Origin of the sequence: Dorea hominis (genome assembly GCF_014287705.1) — a bacterium.
Classification (GTDB): domain Bacteria; phylum Bacillota; class Clostridia; order Lachnospirales; family Lachnospiraceae; genus Dorea_D; species Dorea_D hominis.
Genome location: NZ_JACOOY010000002.1, coordinates 165,365 through 186,785, shown reverse-complemented (window position 1 = coordinate 186,785; position 21,421 = coordinate 165,365). Strand labels below are relative to the sequence as shown.

Genomic DNA, 21,421 nt, shown 5'->3' with positions numbered 1-21,421 from the left:
GTATGAAGGTGTCCTGTTATTTTTATTCGTAAATCAGAAAATTAAGCCTGCTCAAGAGCCTGTGCAAGATCCGCAATAATATCTTCTGCATTCTCGATTCCGACGCTGAAACGGATCAGATCCGGCTGTACGCCAGCTTCTTTCAGTTCCTCATCATTCATCTGTCTATGTGTGTGGCTTGCCGGATGCAGCACACAACTTCTCGCATCCGCTACATGTGTCACGATCGCAATCATCTTCAGGCTGTCCATCATGCGTACAGCAGCATCTCTTCCGCCTTTTAAGCCGAATGTGATTACACCACAGGTTCCGTTCGGCATATACTTGGATGCCAGATCGTAGTATTTGTCACCTGGCATGGACGGGCAGCAAACCCATGCAACCTTTTCGTGGTTTTTCAGATATTCAGCTGCTTTTAAAGCATTCTCACAATGTCTCGGTACACGCAGATGTAAAGTCTCCAGTCCGATGTTCAGAAGAAATGCATTCTGCGGTGCCTGGATTGAACCAAGGTCACGCATTAACTGAGACGTTGCTTTTGTAATATAGGCGCCTTTTCCAAATCTCTCTGTATAGACAATTCCATGATACGTCTCATCCGGCGCAGTCAGTCCCGGGAATTTGTCTTTGTGCGCTTCCCAGTCAAAATTACCACTGTCTACGATTGCCCCACCGACGCAGGATGCATGTCCATCCATGTACTTTGTTGTAGAATGTGTAACGATATCTGCTCCCCACTCAAACGGGCGGCAGTTGACTGGAGTTGCAAATGTATTATCCACGATAAATGGAACTCCATGTGAATGTGCAGCTTTGGCAAATTTCTCCAGATCAAGTACAACAAGCGCCGGATTGGCGATCGTCTCACCGAATACAACTTTTGTATTCTCCTGGAATGCTGCATTTAACTCTTCTTCGGAACATTCCGGATCAACAAATGTTGCATCCACACCCATTTTCTTAATCGTATGGGCATACAGGTTATAGGTGCCTCCATAAAGCGCAGATGCGCATACGATATGGTCTCCTGCTTCTACAATATTCATAATTGCGTAAAAGTTTGCAGCCTGTCCGGATGAAGTCAGCATTGCGGCAACACCGCCTTCCAGATCACAGATCTTTGCTGCTACAGCATCATTTGTCGGATTCTGCAGACGTGTATAAAAATATCCGGATTCCTCCAGATCAAACAGTCTGCCCATCTGCTCACTGCTGTTATACTTAAATGTTGTGCTCTGATAAATCGGAAGCACTCTCGGTTCCCCATTTCCCGGTTCATAACCGGACTGAATACATTTGGTTTCCAGTTTGTAATCACTCATTTCCTTTTCCTCCCGACTATACCTTATAATATTCTGATATTTAGATATACTGCATTTTAAGATTCTGTACCATCTGCATATATAATGCCTGGCACTGTGCTTTCTTCCCTTGCTCGATCAGTTGCACGCATGGTAGCAAATATTTACAATACAGTTGCTTATAGATGGCAGCTGCATCTTTCTGCATATTTAAAATCATCACAATTCCCGGCGCGACCTCATAGTAGTCCTTTATAATACTACGTCCTTCATCCGTCTGCATCAGATATTCATCTCGGAATCTGCGCATCACTTGCATTTCATAGCAGTCGTCTTCTTTCTGCATATGTTCACACACTGCTGTAGTGATATAACATAGTTTGCTGCGAAATCCTTCCGCAATATCATCATAAGAAGAATGAGAAAGTGTTAAGGATGTAACCTTCTTCTCATTCCATACTTCTACAATGCGACGGGACAATTTCTCGCAGTCTTCATTTCTGGAGTAATTCAGAAACGGAATAACATATACTGCCATATTCATATTATAATCTACACCCAGACGCTCTCTGTTTTTTTTCGCTTCTTTCTGCATCTTATCATACGCATAAGCTGGAATCACCTGCGAAAGTTTTTCTATTAGCGCATCTTTCTCCTCATCTTCTGTCTCAGCTAAAAGCTGCTCAAGACTTACAAGTACAGGGCGGTATTTCAAATATCCTTTTTCAAAAACTCCGTTGTATGTTTTTCTGCGAAAGCCTTTGACATGTGTCAACATCTCGTCAAACAGCTCTTGCAGTGTCTTTTCTATATTGTCCATGCTTCTCCTCCGAAGTTTCCAGATATCCTATTCATCCCAGTTGTGATATACATCCTGTACATCATCGTCATCATCCAGCATATCCAGTGTCTTCTGAATGCTTGCAATATCTTTTGCATCTGTCAGTTCTACATATGTCTGCGGGATCATAGTTACTTCTGCGGAAGCCATAGCGATTCCTGCATCTTCAAGAGACTGACGTACTTCACTGAATGTATCCGGATCTGTAACAACTTCATAGCTGTCTTCCTCTTCTATAAAATCATCTGCACCCGCATCCAGTGCCTGCATCATCAGCTCATCTGCGTCCCCTTCGTATTCCTCTTTATCAATGATAATCTGACCTTTGCGGTCAAACATGAAGGATACACATCCAGGAGTTCCGACATTACCGTTTCCTTTAGTAAATGCATTCTTAACATTCGTAGCTGTACGGTTTCTGTTATCTGTCAGTGTCTCTACAATAATAGCTGTTCCGTTTGGTCCATATCCTTCATATGTAATATGCTCATAATTCGCTGCATTGGCATCTCCGGATGCTTTCTTGATATTTCTGTCGATTGTATCATTCGGCATATTATTAGCTTTTGCTTTAGCAATAACATCACGAAGTCTGCTGTTATTAGCAGGATCTGAACTTCCTCCTTCTTTTACTGCAACGGCAAGCTCTTTACCGATTTTTGTAAAAATCTTTCCCTTTGCTGCATCATTTTTCTCTTTCTTATGTTTGATATTGGCAAATTTTGAATGTCCAGACATAAATCTTATCTCTCCTTGTATCTATTCTTAATTATTTCACATCGTTTTATTCTAGCACTATTCAAGTACTTTTTCAATCTTAACTCTCTGTATTGTATTATTATCTACGGATAAGATTGTAAATCGGTAGGAATTGTAGAGAACTGAGCAGTTTTCATCCTCTCCGGGAATACGTTCAAGTTGCCGGATCAGGAATCCATTTAACGTGTCACATTCCTCTTCCTCAAAAGAAATCTGCAGAATATCTTCCAGATCTTCCAGTTCCGTCAGCCCATCCACAAGGTAGCTTCCGTCCAACTGCGCATGGATCATCTCTTCTTCTTCGTCGTATTCGTCCAGAATATTTCCAACAATCTCTTCCAGAATATCTTCCATCGCAACAAGACCGGAAGTCTGTCCATATTCATCCAGAACGATAACAATGTGATTTTTCTTTGTCTGCATTTCTTTAAATAATTTATCAATACTTTTCGTCTCTGGTATGAAGGAAACCGACCTTATATATGTATCCAATTCTTTTACCGGACGTTTTCTGAGCGATTCATCCAAATAACAGGTTGCCGCCTCCCGCAGATGGATAAAACCGATGATCTGGTCTATATCCTCCTCGTAAATCGGGAAGCGGGAATAGCTCTCTCCCAGCATGAACTGAAATGCATTTTCCAGTGTTTCTGTCGCATCAATCGCAACGATATTTTTCCGGTGTGTCATAATATCCTTTGCATCTTTGTCCATATAACGGAAGATATTACGGATCAGACCTGCCGCCTTTCGTATCTGTGCTTCGTCCATCTCGTCATCGAGTTTGAGACTCTGCCTGATCCGTTGAAATAAACTTTTCTTTTCCATAGTAAATTATCTTGTACTCCTTTTCTATGTATGAAGACTGAGACTGATTTTCAGTGCTTCATCAACTTTTGTCATAATATTTTTATCCAAGTGGCATACCAGATCTTTTAACCGCTGCTTATCGATCGTGCGAATCTGTTCCAGAAGGATTACTGAATTTTTCACTAGCTGGTACTGCCTTGCATCAATCTCCACATGCGTAGGAAGTTTTGCCTTATTCATCCTGGACGTGATCGCTGCACAGATCACAGTCGGACTGTGCCTGTTACCTGTGTCATTCTGAATAATTAAAACCGGCCGGATTCCTCCCTGTTCTGATCCAACAACCGGACTTAGATCCGCATAATATATATCACCGCGTCTTACCTGCACGTCTTCTTCACACTCCGCTCAAATTAAGATACTTTCAGTATTCCCATATTTTTCGGATGTATGCTTTTGTTTTATATTATGCGAAACAATCAGCCTGCTCTACAACTTTTCCGTCACGGATATATTCTCTCGGAATCCGCTTTCCGAGGTCACATACAAATTCATAGTTAAATCTTCCTGACAGCTCACTTAATGTCTCTACCGGCAGGAATTCGTCTCCGTCATGTCCGACAAGTGTAATCTTATCACCAAATTTCACGTCATCAATCTCTGTCGCATCCACCATAAACTGATCCATGCAGACACGTCCGATGATCGGTGCTTTCTTTCCGTGGATCAGGACATAACCTTTGTTGGACAGACTTCTCGGATAACCGTCTCCGTAGCCGACCGGAACCGTAACAATCTTTGTCCTTTTTGTTGTCCTATAAGTTCCGCCATAACTTATCAACTCATCCGGATCTTCCCATTTTACATATGCAACGTGACTGATCAGTTCCAATGCCGGCATCAACGCAACATTTTCCTTATGAACTTCCTCAGACGGATACATACCATAAGTGGAAATACCTGCACGAACAAGGCTCAGATTATCTTCTTTGCAGTCAATGATTCCTGCACTGTTGCAGCAGTGATAATAAGTAAAATATACTTTCTTTTCATCCAGTGCATGTTTCATCCGCATATATTTCTCAAACTGACTGTTTGTATATGTCTTATCTGTCTCATCAGCTTTGGAGAAATGTGTAAACATTCCTTCCAGTACAAGTCCCGGAAGTTTGCTGATTCTTTCAATCGTATCAGCGCTTTCGTCATTGATTTTGAATCCGATTCTTCCCATACCGGTATCCAGTTTGATATGTACATAAGCTTTTTTGCCAAGTTTCACGGCAAGATCAGACAGTTCTTTTGCCATCTCTTCTGTATATACTGTCATTCGAATCTCGTTATTGATAAGATCTTCTCTCTGATCCTGGAAGACGCATCCAAGAATCAAGATCGGTTTTGTCACATCTGCTTTACGAAGTAATACTGCTTCATCTAATGTAGCAACTGCAAATCCCCATACATAAGATTTTGGCTCCAGAAGATGTGCTACCTGAGCAGCACCGTGTCCATACGCATCTGTCTTAATAACAACGATCATCGGAACATTTTCCTGTAAATTATTCTTCATATTCTCTACGTTTGATTCAATTGCATCCAGATTGATTCTTGCACACACTCTTGTATAATTTTTCATTGTTCTTCCTCCTTATAAATTACTATTTGTAATGTCCGTTGTTGCAAGGCTCTCAAGCAGATCCCTTGCCAGAATACTGTAACTGTTTTTCTTTCTCGCAGCTGTTTCACCACTTAATCCATGTATATAAGTTCCGAGAGTTGCCGCCTCGAATGTACTGATTCCTTGTGCCAGAAGTCCGGCGATCACACCGCAAAGCACATCTCCGGAACCGCCTTTTGCCAGCGCCTGACAGCCACTTGTATTGACACAGGTCCGTTTTCCGGCTTCTCCGATCAACGTTCTTGAATCTTTCAGGACACAGGTAACGTTCCATTCTTCCGTCAGAGATTCCAGCACCTGCTGTCTGTTAGCTCTGATTTCAGGAACAGAAAGTCCGGTCAGTCTGGACATCTCTTTCATATGCGGAGTCAGGATAAAACTTCCTTCTGTAAGATATTCTGTATATTTCAAATGCTCCGCAAGCAGATTCAGTCCATCTGCATCGATCACACATGCTACTTCCACATTGGACAATACGGTTTTTAAAATCTTCTTTGCAGTCTTGGATCTGCTAAGTCCGGAACCAATGCATACCGCATCTGCGTGGCTTAAAAGCCGTTTCACTTCTTCCTTGTCAAATTCTGTATAGGTTGTGATGATTGCTTCCGGCAGGAGTGCCTGTAAAATGATCCGATTCGATTCCTCCGTATAAATCTGCACCAGTCCGGCTCCCATCCGATAAGCTGCCATTGCATTAAGAAATGCAGCTCCGCTCATCCCTTTACTTCCGGCGATCACAAGCAGCCTTCCATAAGTACCCTTATTGGAATCTTCCGGTCTGTCCGGCAGCATTCTGATATATTCCTCTCTGTCCGGCAGATATGCAATGTTCTTGTTCTTCTCCATCGTCCGGAGTGATATTCCGATATCTGTCACTGTGACTTTACCTGCATATTCTTTTCCAGGATAAAAGATAAGTCCGATCTTCTCAACCTGAAACGTCACTGTATAATCTGCGCGGAATGCAATACCAAGCACACAACCATTTCCGGCATTGATTCCCGATGGAATATCCACTGCAACTTTTGTTCCGGACGCTTCATTCATCCACTCAATAACTTCCCGGTAATGCCCGGTTACTTCACGACTCAGACCAACACCGAATATAGCATCAATGATCAGGCTGTATGTGCCATCCGGGTAGTGGTCGCGGATCGATCCTCCAATGCTTTCAAAAAGCTTCCACTGATATCGGCATTCCGCACTTAAATGTGCCGGATTCCCCGCCATAAAAACAGTAACCGCACATCCTTCTTCTTTTAAAAGTCTCGCGATAGCAAAACCATCTCCGCCATTATTTCCCGATCCACAGACAATCAGAACATCTGTAAAATCCAGCTTTTCCTTTTTCATGGAATCAATACAACTCCTCGCCGCACGTTCCATCAGTTCCAGTGATGGGATACCGAGATTCTCTATCGTATCCTTATCTGCCGCCTTCATACTGTCTCCATCCGGTAAAAACCTCATATGCTCATCTCCCTAATATAATCGTACTTATGACACCTGCGGAGTCACAAAACCTTACATCCGCTTACTGACAAGCTCACATGAATGCAGGCTTTTCTGCTCTGGTATCATATAAAAAGGACGTATAAAAACAAGCCTGTATACACATGCCTGTTTCTATACGTCTGCTTTTACTAGTTCTTTCCTTTTTTGCGCTGGTCTTCATTATAACGACTGATGTTATAAGATAACTGCATCAGACTCTCTGACAAATGCACATTCTCAACAATGATGTTATCCGGCAGATTGAGGTCTGTATGTGCAAAGTTCCAAATCGCGCGCACGCCGTTCTCCACAAGCATATTCGCAACTTCGATTGCCTTCTCTTTTGGAATTGTAAGTACAGCAATCTCTACATCATTCTTCTGGACAAAGGACTTCAACTCGTCCATCATGCGGATCGGCACTCCACGAATCGCAACTCCCTCCAGACGCGGATTTACATCAAAAATTCCGGTCAGGATAAATCCACGTTTTTCAAACGCTGCATAATTTGCAAGTGCCTGTCCCAAATTACCTGCACCAATGATTATGATCTTATGATCTTCTTCCAGTCCCAGGATTTTGCCGATCTCTGTATATAGATATTTGACATTATAGCCGTATCCCTGCTGTCCGAATCCTCCGAAATTGTTAAGATCCTGACGAATCTGAGACGCAGTAACCTTCATCCTTTTGCTCAGATCGTTAGAAGAAATACGTTCTACCCCATTTTCAAGGAGTTCTCCTAAATATCTATAATATCGCGGCAAACGTCGGATGACTGCCTGTGATATTCCTCGATTATCCAATTTTTTCACCTTCCCATATGTATTCTAACTGTTATTATATAAAATTGTATGAATAAAGTCAATTTTTTAGTAGTTTTTTTATTACGTTTTCGCTATAATAAGAACGTATGTGAACAGATAAGGAGGAATTTTTTATGATACTCGCCTGTCATGGAATTAACAAAGCATTTGGTGAAGAAATCATTGTGAAAGATGGTTCTTTTCATATAGAAGATCATGAGAAAGCTGCCCTTGTAGGCCCGAACGGAGCCGGCAAATCTACTATTTTCAAGATAATTGCCGGAGAACTGCCGTCAGATGGTGGTTCCGTCATCCTGACCAAAGGAAAGACTATGGGATATCTCGCCCAGCATCAGGACATGAATACAGATCGTTCGATCTACGAAGAAGTGCGCACGGCAAAAGCAGATATCATTGCCATGGAACAGAAGATCCGTCAGTTGGAACTGGAGATGAAGGACTTAAGTGGAGACTCTCTGGAAGACCACATGGACTCCTACAACCGGCTGACCGCAGCATTTGAACGCGAAAATGGATATGCTTATGAAAGCGAACTGACTGGCGTCTTAAAGGGACTAGGTTTTCAGGAAGAAGAATTTACCAAGCCGGTGAATACGCTCTCCGGAGGACAGAAAACCCGTGTTTCTCTCGGCAAACTTCTGCTTACTAAACCGGATATCCTGCTTCTGGACGAGCCGACCAACCACCTGGATCTGAATTCAATCACGTGGCTGGAAACTTACATATTAAATTATCCGGGTGCAGTACTGATCGTCTCACACGACCGTTATTTTCTGAACCGGATTGTTACGAAAGTCATCGAAATAGAAAACGGTGAACTGATGACTTATTCTGGTAATTATACTGATTACTCTCAGAAAAAACAGCAGATCCGCGAAGCGCGTATCAAAGAATATCTCAACCAACAGCAAGAGATCAAGCATCAGGAAGCTGTTATTGAAAAGCTCCGCTCTTTCAACCGCGAGAAATCAATCAAACGGGCGGAAAGCCGTGAGAAAATGCTTGAGAAGATCAAGCCGGTAGAAAAACCGATAGAAACAAACAAAGACTTTCAGTTAAAGCTTGAACCTGCAACCATCAGCGGTAATGATGTACTGACGGTAGAACATTTAAGTAAAGCCTTTCCACCACAGACGTTATTTTCAGATATCAGTTTTGAGATCAAGCGTGGCGAACACGTTGCGATCATCGGCGATAATGGAACCGGCAAGACGACTCTGCTTAAGATTTTAAATCAGGTTCTCCCTGCAGACAACGGAACTTTCACCCTTGGTACGAATGTCCAGATTGGCTACTACGATCAGGAACACCATGTGCTCCATATGGAAAAGACAATCTTTGAAGAGATTTCGGATGATTACCCGACTCTTACAAATACGCAGATCCGGAACATGCTTGCAGCATTCTTATTTACCGGAGACGATGTCTTTAAACGGATTTCCGATTTAAGCGGTGGTGAAAGAGGACGTGTTTCTCTTGCAAAGCTTATGCTCTCTGAAGCAAACTTCCTGATCCTCGATGAGCCGACCAACCATTTAGACATTACCTCAAAAGAAATTCTGGAAAAAGCGCTGAATAATTATACCGGAACACTGCTCTATGTTTCGCATGACCGTTATTTCATCAATCAGACTGCCACAAGAATCCTGGATCTTACGCATCATACGTTTGTCAATTACATTGGAAATTACGATTATTATCTGGAGAAAAAGGAAGAACTCACAGCTGCATATACAGAAAATATCGATATGACTTCTGATTCTTCCACCGATTCCGGTGAAGTCTCCGCTTCCAAATTAAGCTGGCAGGAACAAAAAGAACTGCAGGCTAAGGAACGCAAACGCCAGAATGAATTAAAAAAGACGGAAGAACGCATCAGCGTACTCGAAGACCGCGACCGGGAAATTGATGATCTTATGGTGCAAGAAGAGATTTTCACAAACTCTGTCAAATGCCAGGAACTCGCCAAAGAGAAAGTACAGATTGCGGAAGAGTTGGAAACTCTTTATAAAAACTGGGAAATTCTTGCTGAAGACTAAATTATCTTAGTCAAAACTACTGTTCTTATCGCATAAGATAAATAATACAAAAAGGCTTTGACTGCGAGAAGTTAAAGCCTTTTTTACTTAACGGTGCAATTCCAATTATATAATCATACCGAATCATCACTTCATCTTTATTCGATTGTCCATCTCATTATGATTCTGCCGTTTCCGTTTTCACCTGTGGCTGCTCTTTTTTTCCGGCTTTTTTATAAGCCTCCTCATAAAAATATTCCTGGGCAGAAAGTGGCTCTTTGTCATTCCTTATTCTTGTATAATTTCCATCCGGGTTCATTTTCCGCGCCTGGACATTGTCATTTAACATAATCCGGAAATCTTTAAGCAGACATTCCTTCAATCTTACATCCTCCACCGGCGCAGCTACCTCCACGCGGCGTACCGTATTTCTTGTCATAAAATCCGCCGATGCGATATAAACTTTACTGCGCTCTTCTGTTCCGAAAATATAAATACGGGAATGTTCCAGAAAACGTCCTACAATACTGATCACGCGGATATTTTCTGTCTTTTCCGGAACTCCCGGCAGCAGACAACAGATTCCACGTATTACAAGATCAATTTTTACACCTGCTTTTGACGCTTCCGCCAGTTTATCAATGATTTTCTTATCTGTCAGCGAATTTAATTTCACACCGACATATGCCGGTTCTTCATGTCTGGCGTGTTCAATTTCCTCATCAATCATTTCCAGCACACGGTTCTGCAGGCATTTTGGTGCGACAAGAAGTTTCTCTGACTGTTCAACAACTTCACCTTTCAGAAGTGCCTGGAATACATTGGATGCTTCCAGACCAATTGCAGGATCTGATGTCATCAGGGATAAATCTGTATACAGTCTGGATGTTTTCTCATTATAATTTCCCGTTCCGATCTGTGTAAAATATTCCACATGATTATCATTTTTTCTTGTAATCAAACACAGCTTGGAATGCACTTTATATCCATCCAGCCCATAGATTACCTGACATCCGGCATCTTCCAGTCTTCTGGACCATTCAATATTATTTTCTTCATCAAATCTTGCACGCAGCTCTACAAGAACAATAACCTCTTTTCCATTCTCTGCCGCCTCTACCAGTGCTTCCACGACTTTGCTCTGCTTTGCAAGGCGGTACAGAGTCATTTTTATTGAAATAACATCCGGATCTTCTGCCGCCTCATTTAACATATGAAGAAATGGGCGGATAGACTCATATGGATAGGAAAGTAACTTATCTTCCCTGCGTATCTGCGCAAGAATACTCTCACCATCCTGAAACATCGGTGATTTCTGCGGCACCTTTTTCTCATAAAACAGTTCCGGATTTTTTCTCAGACGATCCTGGATTTCAAATACAAATGAGAGATCCAGCGGTGCATCCGACAAAAACACATGCGTCTTGTCCATTTCCAGATATTTACACAATGTTGCAACAACATTTTTATTCATTTCTCTTGAAAATTCTATGCGAACCGGAGTCAGTTTTTTACGCTTTTTGATAAGATCTGCCATAAAATCACGATAATCCAGATCTTCATCATACAATGCATCCGCATCGATATCCGCATTTCTTGTAATACGAATCACAGATTTTGCCTTGATACGGTATCCTTTAAATACTTCCGGCACATAATGCAGGATAAATTCTTCTGACAGCATAAAAGTGCCCGGATGATCCGGCAGTTCGATCAGACGTTTAAACACATTGTTTGAGCACGGAATGATACCGAGACGCTCTTTTTTACTCTTCGTTTCCAGTACTGCAACAATATAGATATCTTTGTTCCTAAGAAATGGAAACGGCTGTCTCTTGCTGATGATCGTAGGCGAAATGAGAGGTGCAATCTCTGTCTTAAAATATCGTTCCAGTCTCTGACTGGCTCCCTCGTCGATATGCCGGAAATCTACAAAACGTACGCCATACGCTTCCAGTTCCTGCAAAAGATTTTCGAAAGCTTTCCCGTGTCTTTTGCCAAGCCGCTTTACTTCTTCCAGAATTGCCTCGATCTGTTCTTTGGCTGTCTTCTTTGTTTTGTTGTCACGGATTTCTTTGTGCAGTAACATCTGATCCTGCAGCGATCCGACTCTGACCATAAAAAATTCATCCAGATTTGTCTGAAAAATAGAGGCAAAGGTAAGACGTTCACATAATGGAACGTCTTTACTCTCTGCCTCTTCTAATACACGTTCATTAAACTTTAACCACGATAATTCCCGATTACAATATATATTCTTCATAACAGTACTCCTTTTACTTTTTTGCCTTTTACAAAAATACCATAGTTCTGTTTGAAGTATATCTGTTTTCCGTAAAATCTATGTAAAGTTTAGTCCTCTTTTAATTTTTCTGCAATTGCTTTAATAAAGTCTTCGCTGTTCAGCACAGTCGGATTCTCAAGTGTTGTAATAAGTGCCAGGTCTTTTGTCATTTTGCCGCTTTCAATTGTATCAATCGTCGCTTTTTCCAGCTTGTCTGCAAATGCCATCAGCTCTTTGTTTCCATCCATCTCACCACGTTTACGTAGTGCTCCTGTCCATGCAAAAATTGTTGCCACAGAGTTTGTGGATGTCTCTTCACCTTTCAGATGTTTGTAATAGTGGCGCTGTACGGTTCCGTGTGCTGCCTCGTACTCATAATATCCTTCCGGAGACACAAGCACAGATGTCATCATTGCAAGTGAACCAAATGCAGATGATACCATGTCACTCATAACATCTCCGTCATAATTCTTGCATGCCCAGATATAACCACCCTCGGATTTCATAACACGGGCAACCGCATCGTCGATCAGTGTGTAGAAATAAGTGATTCCTGCTTCTTCAAATTTGTCTTTATAATCCGCATCGTAGATATCCTGGAAAATATCTTTGAATGTATGGTCATATTTTTTTGAAATTGTATCTTTCGTAGCAAACCAGAGATCCTGTTTTGTATCCAGTGCATAATTGAAACAGCTTCTTGCAAAGCTCTCAATCGAATGATTGATATTATGCATTCCCTGTACAACTCCGGCACTGTCAAAATTATGTACGAGTTCTCTTGTCTCACTGCCATCTTCTGCAGTATAAACAAGCTCTACCTTTCCTGCTCCCGGAATCTTCATCTCAGAACCTTTATACACATCTCCATATGCATGTCTTGCGATGGTGATCGGCTTCTTCCAGTTTTTTACACAAGGTTCAATGCCCTTTACAACGATCGGTGCACGGAATACCGTTCCATCTAAGATAGCACGGATCGTTCCATTCGGGCTCTTCCACATTTCTTTTAAGTTATATTCTTTTACGCGGGCGGCATTCGGTGTGATTGTTGCACATTTTACAGCGACTTTGTATTTTTTCGTCGCATTTGCCGAATCGATCGTCACCTGATCATCTGTCTCGTTTCTGTGTTCCAGTCCGAGATCATAATATTCAGTATTTAACTCTATGAAAGGTTCCAGAAGATTTTCCTTAATCATCTTCCAAAGGATTCTTGTCATCTCATCTCCGTCCATTTCCACAATTGGTACTGTCATTTTAATCTTAGCCATGTTCTTCTCCCTTTCTACGTTATTTTCTATATTCTATCTGATTGTTATTCTTCCAGATGCAGGTTCTGCATTACATTTTTGATATGCTGATTCGCAAGTTCTTCTGCCTTGTCTGCGTCTTTCTGTTTGATTGCTTCCAGAATCGCCCGGTGTTCCTGAATGGATTTTTCGGCCCGGTGTTCTTCGCCAACAGAAGTCTTTCTTGCCAGCTTCACATACTTATGAAAATCTGTCAGGACATGCTCTAATATACGGCTGTCCGATGCTTCGTAAAGAACTCTGTGAAATCTTCCGTCAAGTTCGGATACATGTTCTGCGACAGAACTCTGCTCCTTTTTCAGACGAAATTCTGACAGAAGAAGCATCTCTTCCAGCTCTTCAATCTGTTCATCCGTAATATGCTCAGTTGCCCATCTGGCGCACAGACCTTCTAACATCGAGCGGATCTTAAAGATGTCTGCTACATCTTTTCTTGTAATTCCGGTCACATAAGCGCCTTTATTCGGTACGATCCGTACCAGTCCTTCCAGTTCAAGCTGACGGAGAGCTTCCCTTACCGGTGTACGGCTGACTCCCAGTTCATCCCCGATGGAAATCTCCCTAAGCTCATCATTTTCTTTGTATTTACCATTTAATATATCTTCACGCAGTCTCTGAAAAACTCTTCCTCTCAGAGACTGATCCTGATATTCCATCATTTTTATACCTCTCTCAATTTGTTCGTTGTTATCTGAGACGGATGCCAAGCTCTTTGCACGCCTCATCAATAACACCTAACAGTTCTTCATCTGTCAGGACGGTGACACGACCGCTTTCATATTCCTTATCTACCCACTCTTTTACTTTGTCAACAAGCTTGCTGTTCTTGTCAACCTGCTTCTCTTCTTTCAGTCCGAAGTAAGTATTGATCCAGTGTGCGATTCCCGCAAGACCAGATGTATTTGAAATTGCAACAAGTGGCGGGCGATTCAGGAATTTATCTGTATCGAAAATATTATAAATCTCTTCATTTTTCAGCAGACCATCCGCATGGATTCCTGCACGGGTAACATTGAAATTCTTTCCGACAAACGGTGTCCTCGACGGGACTCTGTAGCCGATCTCTTTCTCGTAATACTCTGCAATCTCTGTGATCACTCTTGTGTCCATGCCATCCAGTGTTCCGCGAAGCTGTGCATATTCAAATACCATAGCTTCCAACGGTGTATTACCGGTACGTTCACCGATTCCAAACAGCGAACAGTTTACACTGCTTGCACCGTACAGCCATGCGGTTGTAGAATTGCTGACTGCTTTGTAGAAATCGTTATGTCCATGGAACTCGATCAGTTCGCTCGGAACTCCGGCATGTACACGAAGGCCATAGATAATACCCGGAATGGATCTTGGGATCACGGCACCCGGATAGTTGATACCATATCCCATCGTATCACAGACTCGGATCTTCACCGGAATCTTATATTCTTCCATCAGATGCATAAGTTCCAGACAGAACGGAATCACGAATCCGTAAATATCAGATCGTGTAATATCTTCCAGATGACATCTAGGTGAAATTCCTGTCTCCAGACATTCACGAACGACAGAAAGATAATGGTTCATTGCCTCTCTTCTTGTCATTTTCAGTTTATAAAAAATATGATAATCAGAACAGCTTACAAGAATACCGGTCTCTTTCATACCGATCTCTTTCACAAGTTCAAAGTCTTTCTTGCTTGCACGGATCCAACTTGTGATCTCCGGAAACTTATATCCTCGCTCCATACATTTATAAACGGCATCTCTGTCTTTTTTACTGTAGAGGAAAAATTCACACTGTCTGATCTTTCCATTCGGTCCGCCCAATCTGTGAAAATAATCATAAAGCGTTACGATCTGATTTGTGGTGTACGGAGTTCTGGACTGCTGTCCATCGCGGAAGGTTGTATCTGTGATCCAGATTTCATCCGGCATACTGTGCGGTACAATACGGTCATTGAATGCAATCTTCGGGATCTCATCATAGTGGAACAGATTCCGGAACACATTCGGTTTATCGACATCTACGAGCGGATACATATGCTCTTCCAGCTGCAACAGATTGCTGTGTTTATCAAGGTATACTTTTCTATCTTCCATTGCTATCATCTCTCTTTCCGTAACAAATACAATTTTTTTCAATCTTTATGTATGATTGTATACAATCATACATTGTATGTCAAGAAAAAATTACAATTTTTATGAGGAAAATAGAAAAGCAATATGAATATCTTAGGTTCTCTCCTATTATACCCATACTGCTTTTATGTCTGTAGCATCTCTGTATTCAATTATTACTTCCACCAGATGACCTGGCAGAAAGTCATGTTTTGCTATATCATACTTTCAGCATTTCTTTTCATTAGTACAGTTTTGCACTGATCTCTCTCGGGCGAAGTCCTTCATCTTCCAGTGCCTGGAGAATCTCATTCTTATGCTCTGTTCCAAATGCTTCCATTGTGATACGAAGCTCCACAGCCGCATTACGGTTCGTGCTTACAAACTGGTTGTGTTCCAGTTTGATAACGTTACCTTTGGCATCCGCAATCGTCTTCGCAACACGCACTAGCTCACCGGCTTTATCCGGAAGGAGTACAGATACAGAGAAGATACGGTCTCTCTGGATCAGACCATGCTGTACGATAGATGACATCGTAATAACGTCCATATTACCACCGCTTAAGATTGCAACTGCTTTCTTACCTTTTAAGTTCATCTGTTTCAGCGCTGCAACTGTCAGAAGTCCGGAATTTTCGACAACCATCTTATGGTTCTCTACCATATCAAGGAACGCGCCGATCAACTCATCGTCCTCTACGAGCAGAATCTCATCGATATTCTCTTTCGCATATGGGAAAATATTTTCTCCGACACGTTTTACAGCTGTACCATCAGCAATTGTATCTGCGCTGTCCAGTGTAACCGGCTCACCCGCATTAAATGCTGCAGTCATACTTGCTGCTGCTTTCGGCTCTACACCAATGACTTTGATCTTTGGGTTCAGCATCTTCGCAAGTGTTGATACACCTGTGATCAGTCCGCCACCACCGATCGGTGCAAGAATATAATCAACTGTAGGAAGTTCCTGTACAATCTCCATTGCGATACTTCCCTGTCCGGTTGCAACTTCCAGATCATCAAACGGATGTACAAATGTGTATCCTTTCTCTTCGGCAAGCTTCAGCGCATACGCACATGCATCGTCATAAACATCACCATGAAGGATAACTTCCGCTCCATAGCTCTTTGTACGGTTGACTTTGATAAGTGGTGTAACTGTCGGCATAACGATTGTTGCTTTACAGCCAAACTGCTGTGCTGCATAGGCAACACCCTGTGCATGGTTTCCGGCAGAAGCAGTGATGAGTCCACGTTCTCTCTCTTCTTCTGACATTCTGCTGATCTTATAATAAGATCCACGTACTTTGTAAGCGCCTGTATACTGCATATTTTCCGGTTTCAGATAAATCTTACCACCTGTCTCTTTGCTTAAATACTCGCTGTAAACCAGCTTGGTAGGCAGTGTGACTTTTTTCACGATCTCACTCGCCTGTTCAAAACTTTCCAGTGTTAAACTTTCCATCTTTGTTGCCCTCCTAATTCTCGTCTTCCTTCGCAAATAACGCATTTACAAATGCATCCGCATCAAATTTCTGCAAATCATCTATTGTTTCTCCGACACCGATGTACTTCACCGGTATACCAAGTTCTGCCTGGATTGCAACTGCAATACCACCCTTGGCTGTTCCATCCATCTTCGTCAGTACGATTCCGGTAATATCCGCAACATCATTAAAATCCTTTGCCTGCTGCAATGCATTCTGTCCCGTTGTCGCATCCAGCACGACCAGCGTCTCTCTGTATGCTTCCGGAAATTCCCGGTCAATGATACGATTCATCTTTCTGAGCTCTTCCATCAGGTTCTTCTTGTTGTGCAGTCTTCCTGCCGTGTCGCATAAAAGTACGTCTGCATGTCTTGCCTTTGCGGCTGCAACTGCATCAAATACAACGGATGCCGGATCGGAACCTTCCTGACCGCCGATCAGCTCTGCCTGCGATCTGTTTGCCCATTCTTTTAACTGTTCACCGGCAGCAGCACGAAATGTGTCCGCAGCAGCTAGTACGACTTTCTTATTCTGGGCACGCAGTTTTCCTGCGAGCTTGCCGATTGTCGTTGTCTTTCCGACACCATTGACACCGATCATCATTACAACAGAAGTCTTGTCTTCAAATTCATAAGCAGTCTCACCAACATCCATCTGTTCTTTGATACTCTCAATAAGAATTTCTCTGCAGTCTGCCGGTTCCTTGATGTGACGCTCTTTTACCTTTTCCTTCAGGTCATCCAGAATATCGTAGGTTGCCTGAACGCCAAGATCTCCCATGATCATAACTTCTTCCAGTTCTTCATAAAAATCATCATCAATATGTGTAAATCCGTGAAAAATGCTGTCCATTCCGGATACAATATTATCTCTTGTTTTCGTAAGCCCTGAAACGAGCCGGCTGAAAAAGCCGCCCTTTTTCTCCTCTGCCATAACAGCCTCCTCTTATCATACTATTATTTTAATTCATTTTCCAGTAAATCTACCGAAACAAGGGTTGAAACACCTTTTTCCTGCATTGTGATTCCATATAATCTATCCGCAGCGATCATCGTTCCTCTACGATGTGTAATTACAATAAACTGTGTATTCTCTGTCAGCTTGTGTAAATATTTTGCAAAACGATCTACGTTATTATCGTCCAGCGCCGCCTCGATCTCATCTAAGAGACAGAACGGTGAAGGCTTGAGATTCTGTATTGCAAACAACAGGGAAATCGCCGTCAATGCTTTCTCCCCTCCGGATAACTGCATCATATTTTGCAGTTTCTTTCCCGGTGGCTGTGCGATAATGCGGATTCCTGCTTCCAGAATATCTTCATCTTCCATAAGCTCAAGCGTTCCTTTACCACCACCGAACAGTTCTTTGAATACGGTGTCAAATTCCTTACAGATCCGTTCAAACTGCTCCCTGAACTGCTTACGCATCGCTGTATCCAGCTCCGCAATGATCTGTTCCAGTGTCGCTTCCGCTTCCACAAGGTCATCGTGCTGGTTCTTTAAGAATGTATAGCGCTCGGAAACATTCTTGTAATCCTCGATTGCGTTTACGTTTACGGAACCTAACTGCCGGATTTCGCCTTTTAACTCCTGGATACACTTTTTCATTTTGGAGAGATCTGTAAGGTTCGCATCTCTTAATTCCTGTGCATGACCATATGTGATCTCATATTCATCCCACATATAATTAATCTGTTTTTCTGTGGATTCCTCGTAGCCTTCTTTCTGGCTTTCCAGACGGAATACTTCCTTATCCAGATTAGACATATGTCTCGAAAGTTCTTCCCGTTTCTCTAAGAAACTTTTATGTCTCTGGTTCAGTTCTTCACGCTCTTTCCTTGATTTCTCAATCTCCTGCCGGATCTCTGTAAATAACTCTCCGGAATTTGCAATCGTCTCTTTCAGCTCACGGATCTGTAATTCCTTATCTTCGATTTCTTTCGAATTACCGCCCTGGCTTGCTGTAAGTTCTTCCATTTCCTGTGTGAATTTATCAATTTCTTCCTGGATACGTGTAACATTTTCTGTAATAAATGTTATCTTCTGCTCCTGACTTGCATTAGCAAGATGCAGAGTCTCCACCTCTTTCTGACATAAAGTTTCTTCCTCTCGGATCTGATCTAATACAGTCTGATCCGCTTCAATTCTGGCATTTAACTCCTGCTCCATCTTCTCTGATGTATCCAGCTCTACCTGTATAGATTCCTGATTATCAGAAATATTTGACATCTCATGTTCCAGCTCTTCTGATTCTCTGTTAATATCTGAAATCATGTTCTCTGACGTATGGATCTTCGCCTCCGCCTGATCAAGGTTCATCTTCGCTGTATTCTGAACGACATATGCCTTCTGCAATTCTTCTTTTAACAGCTCTATCTTCTCATAATATCCGGTACGTTTCGTTCTCTTTTCATTCAGAGACTGCTCCAGATCATTCATCTGTGCTTTTAGCTTCTGTACCGCTTTTTCCAATTCTTCAATCTCTCTCCTGCGGCTTAACAGATTACTCGTATTCTTAAATGCACCACCAGTCATAGAACCACCTGGATTGATCAGTTCTCCTTCTAACGTAACAATGCGGATTGACTGTTTGTATTTTCCCGCAATCTGGATTCCATGATCAATGTGGTCAACAACAAGCGTACGTCCCAGAAGATTCGATGCAAGACCGTTGTATTTCGGATCGACTGTAACAAGTGCATTCGCAGGTCCGATCACTCCCGGCTCTTTCAGCGCTTCCGGTCTGCCGATTCCATTTCCCGGACGAATACTTGTAAGCGGAAGAAATGTTGCACGTCCAAACTTATTCTTCTTAAGGAACTGAATCATCCGCTTAGCAGTATCTTCATCACGGGTAACAATATTCTGGATACTTCCGCCAAGTGCAGTCTCAATCGCAAGCTCATACTGCTTTTCTACTTTGATGAGATCTGCAACAACACCGAGAAGTCCCGGTTCCTGGTTCTTGTTGTCCATGACACGCCGAATGCTGTTTCCATATCCATCATAACGCTCTGTAATATTTTTCAGAGACTCCAGTCTGGACTGCTCCCGGTGATAAGAAGTCTGGCTGATACGGAACTGTTCCGACAGCCGGTTCATCTCTGCCTGAATACTTTTAATCTGTTCTTCATATGTATTCTGCTTCTCATTAAGTTCAATGATCTGTGCGGAAATATCTTCTAATTCCGCAGCATATTTTTCTTTCTCTTTCTGCTGTTTGTTTCCGGATGTCTGTTCCTCTAAAATCCGTTTTGTAAGCTCTGAACGACGCACCTGGATCTGTTCCCGCATCGTGTCATATTTCTGGATCTTTGCTTTCGTAGATGCACGGTTATTCAGCACATCCATGATATTGCTGTTACCGCGGTCAATCGCATCTGTCAGTTCTGCAATCTTGCTCTGTACTTCAACAAGTGTCAATTTCGCCTCATCTTCCTTGTCCCGGCTTTCCTTATGTTCAGCAAGAATTACCGTCTGTTCTTTCTTAAGTTCAGCAAGCTGGCTTTCACGTTCACTCAGTTCCATCTCAATGCTCTGTGCACGCTGGGCATAATGCTCATCGTTCATACGTGCACTGTGGATCTGTTCTTTTAAAAGTGCGATCTGGTTCTCCAGCTGCTGCTTAAGCATGGAAGTCTCATTCAACTGATTCTTGGAGTGTTCAATGGATTCATCAATCGTCTCCATCTGCTCTTCTACAGCTTCATATTCCTGCTTCATTCCATCATAATCTGCAGAAGCTTGCTCCAGCTCTTCTTTAGTAAGCTTAAGCTTGTCTTCCACCTGACCGGAAAGATCCTTAAGTCTCTCTGTCTCCAGAAGAAACATATTAATATCGTATGTCTTGAGCGCTTCTTTCTTCTTCAAATATTCTCTTGCCTTTTCCGATTGTCGTTCCAGTGGACCGATCTGTTTTTCCAACTCAGCAAGAATATCATTGACTCGCAGAAGGTTCTGACGCTCTTCTTCTAACTTCTTAACAGAAGTATTCTTCCGTCTCTTAAACTTAACGATACCTGCCGCTTCATCAAAAAGCTCTCTTCGTTCCTCCGGCTTCCCGCTTAAGATCTTATCAATCTGGCCCTGTCCGATGATCGAATACCCTTCTTTACCTATTCCGGTATCATAAAAGAGTTCATTGACATCTTTCAGCCTGCATGTACCGCCGTTGATCAGATATTCACTTTCGCCGGAACGGTATAACTTTCTTGCTACCGTCACTTCCTCATAATCAATCGGAAGCTGATGATCGGAATTATCCAACGTAATCGCAACCGATGCATAACTTAAAGGCTTACGGTTCTCTGTCCCGGAGAAAATAACATCCTGCATCGTGCCTCCACGCAGTTGCTTGATTCGTTGTTCACCAAGTACCCACCGGACAGCATCCGCAACATTACTCTTACCGCTTCCGTTCGGTCCGACAATTCCAGTAATTCCGTTATGAAAGTCAAACTTTAATTTGTGCGCAAAGGATTTAAATCCATGCACTTCAATACTTTTTAAATACATA

Annotated in this window: 16 protein-coding genes; 1 reads left to right on the top strand and 15 read right to left on the bottom strand. The window is 42.3% G+C overall.

The window, feature by feature from the left end; translation table 11 throughout:
- Positions 1 to 41: 41 nt before the first annotated feature.
- From H8S07_RS02270 to H8S07_RS02235, 8 genes are all read right to left on the bottom strand, one after another.
- Complete coding sequence (locus H8S07_RS02270) at positions 42 to 1,322, bottom strand: O-acetylhomoserine aminocarboxypropyltransferase/cysteine synthase family protein (protein ID WP_117537210.1); 1,281 nt, start codon at positions 1,320 to 1,322, stop codon at positions 42 to 44.
- 40 nt (positions 1,323 to 1,362) lie between these two features.
- On the bottom strand, positions 1,363 to 2,121 hold the full coding sequence (locus H8S07_RS02265; protein WP_207722374.1) for a CFI-box-CTERM domain-containing protein: 759 nt from the start codon (positions 2,119 to 2,121) through the stop codon (positions 1,363 to 1,365).
- 27 nt (positions 2,122 to 2,148) lie between these two features.
- Positions 2,149 to 2,880 (bottom strand): YebC/PmpR family DNA-binding transcriptional regulator, encoded by a 732-nt coding sequence (locus H8S07_RS02260; RefSeq protein WP_117537212.1) that lies wholly within the window; start codon positions 2,878 to 2,880, stop codon positions 2,149 to 2,151.
- 57 nt (positions 2,881 to 2,937) lie between these two features.
- Positions 2,938 to 3,729 (bottom strand): hemolysin family protein, encoded by a 792-nt coding sequence (locus H8S07_RS02255; RefSeq protein WP_021861094.1) that lies wholly within the window; start codon positions 3,727 to 3,729, stop codon positions 2,938 to 2,940.
- Between the two features lie 24 nt (positions 3,730 to 3,753).
- Positions 3,754 to 4,101, bottom strand: a complete 348-nt coding sequence (locus H8S07_RS02250; protein WP_021861095.1) for a type II toxin-antitoxin system PemK/MazF family toxin — start codon at positions 4,099 to 4,101, stop codon at positions 3,754 to 3,756.
- 76 nt (positions 4,102 to 4,177) lie between these two features.
- A complete protein-coding gene (alr, locus tag H8S07_RS02245) occupies positions 4,178 to 5,344 on the bottom strand; it encodes an alanine racemase (protein WP_117537213.1) in 1,167 nt (388 codons plus the stop codon).
- A gap of 12 nt (positions 5,345 to 5,356) precedes the next feature.
- Complete coding sequence (locus tag H8S07_RS02240) at positions 5,357 to 6,856, bottom strand: NAD(P)H-hydrate dehydratase (protein ID WP_186855347.1); 1,500 nt, start codon at positions 6,854 to 6,856, stop codon at positions 5,357 to 5,359.
- A gap of 173 nt (positions 6,857 to 7,029) precedes the next feature.
- Positions 7,030 to 7,686: a redox-sensing transcriptional repressor Rex gene (locus tag H8S07_RS02235; RefSeq protein WP_118519335.1), complete on the bottom strand. Its 657-nt coding sequence runs from the start codon at positions 7,684 to 7,686 to the stop codon at positions 7,030 to 7,032.
- Positions 7,687 to 7,820: 134 nt separating this feature from the next.
- Between H8S07_RS02235 and abc-f the strand changes: the two genes are divergently transcribed.
- A complete protein-coding gene (gene abc-f / locus H8S07_RS02230) occupies positions 7,821 to 9,746 on the top strand; it encodes a ribosomal protection-like ABC-F family protein (protein ID WP_186855346.1) in 1,926 nt (641 codons plus the stop codon).
- Positions 9,747 to 9,903: 157 nt separating this feature from the next.
- Here the strand turns inward: abc-f and ppk1 are convergent, their stop codons facing one another.
- The 7 genes from ppk1 to smc all read right to left on the bottom strand — a co-directional run bounded on the left by ppk1 (position 9,904) and on the right by smc (position 21,420).
- Positions 9,904 to 11,988, bottom strand: a complete 2,085-nt coding sequence (gene ppk1 / locus H8S07_RS02225; protein ID WP_186855345.1) for a polyphosphate kinase 1 — start codon at positions 11,986 to 11,988, stop codon at positions 9,904 to 9,906.
- 89 nt (positions 11,989 to 12,077) lie between these two features.
- On the bottom strand, positions 12,078 to 13,283 hold the full coding sequence (locus H8S07_RS02220) for an NADP-dependent isocitrate dehydrogenase (protein WP_117537217.1): 1,206 nt from the start codon (positions 13,281 to 13,283) through the stop codon (positions 12,078 to 12,080).
- A 44-nt stretch (positions 13,284 to 13,327) separates the two neighbouring features.
- Complete coding sequence (locus H8S07_RS02215; protein WP_186855344.1) at positions 13,328 to 13,981, bottom strand: GntR family transcriptional regulator; 654 nt, start codon at positions 13,979 to 13,981, stop codon at positions 13,328 to 13,330.
- A gap of 28 nt (positions 13,982 to 14,009) precedes the next feature.
- Positions 14,010 to 15,401: a beta/alpha barrel domain-containing protein gene (locus H8S07_RS02210; RefSeq protein ID WP_186855343.1), complete on the bottom strand. Its 1,392-nt coding sequence runs from the start codon at positions 15,399 to 15,401 to the stop codon at positions 14,010 to 14,012.
- Between the two features lie 262 nt (positions 15,402 to 15,663).
- Positions 15,664 to 16,884, bottom strand: a complete 1,221-nt coding sequence (gene ilvA, locus H8S07_RS02205) for a threonine ammonia-lyase (protein WP_021861104.1) — start codon at positions 16,882 to 16,884, stop codon at positions 15,664 to 15,666.
- A gap of 13 nt (positions 16,885 to 16,897) precedes the next feature.
- Positions 16,898 to 17,839, bottom strand: a complete 942-nt coding sequence (gene ftsY, locus H8S07_RS02200) for a signal recognition particle-docking protein FtsY (RefSeq protein WP_021861105.1) — start codon at positions 17,837 to 17,839, stop codon at positions 16,898 to 16,900.
- A 23-nt stretch (positions 17,840 to 17,862) separates the two neighbouring features.
- A complete protein-coding gene (gene smc / locus H8S07_RS02195; protein WP_186855342.1) occupies positions 17,863 to 21,420 on the bottom strand; it encodes a chromosome segregation protein SMC in 3,558 nt (1,185 codons plus the stop codon).
- Between the last annotated feature and the right edge of the window lies 1 nt (position 21,421).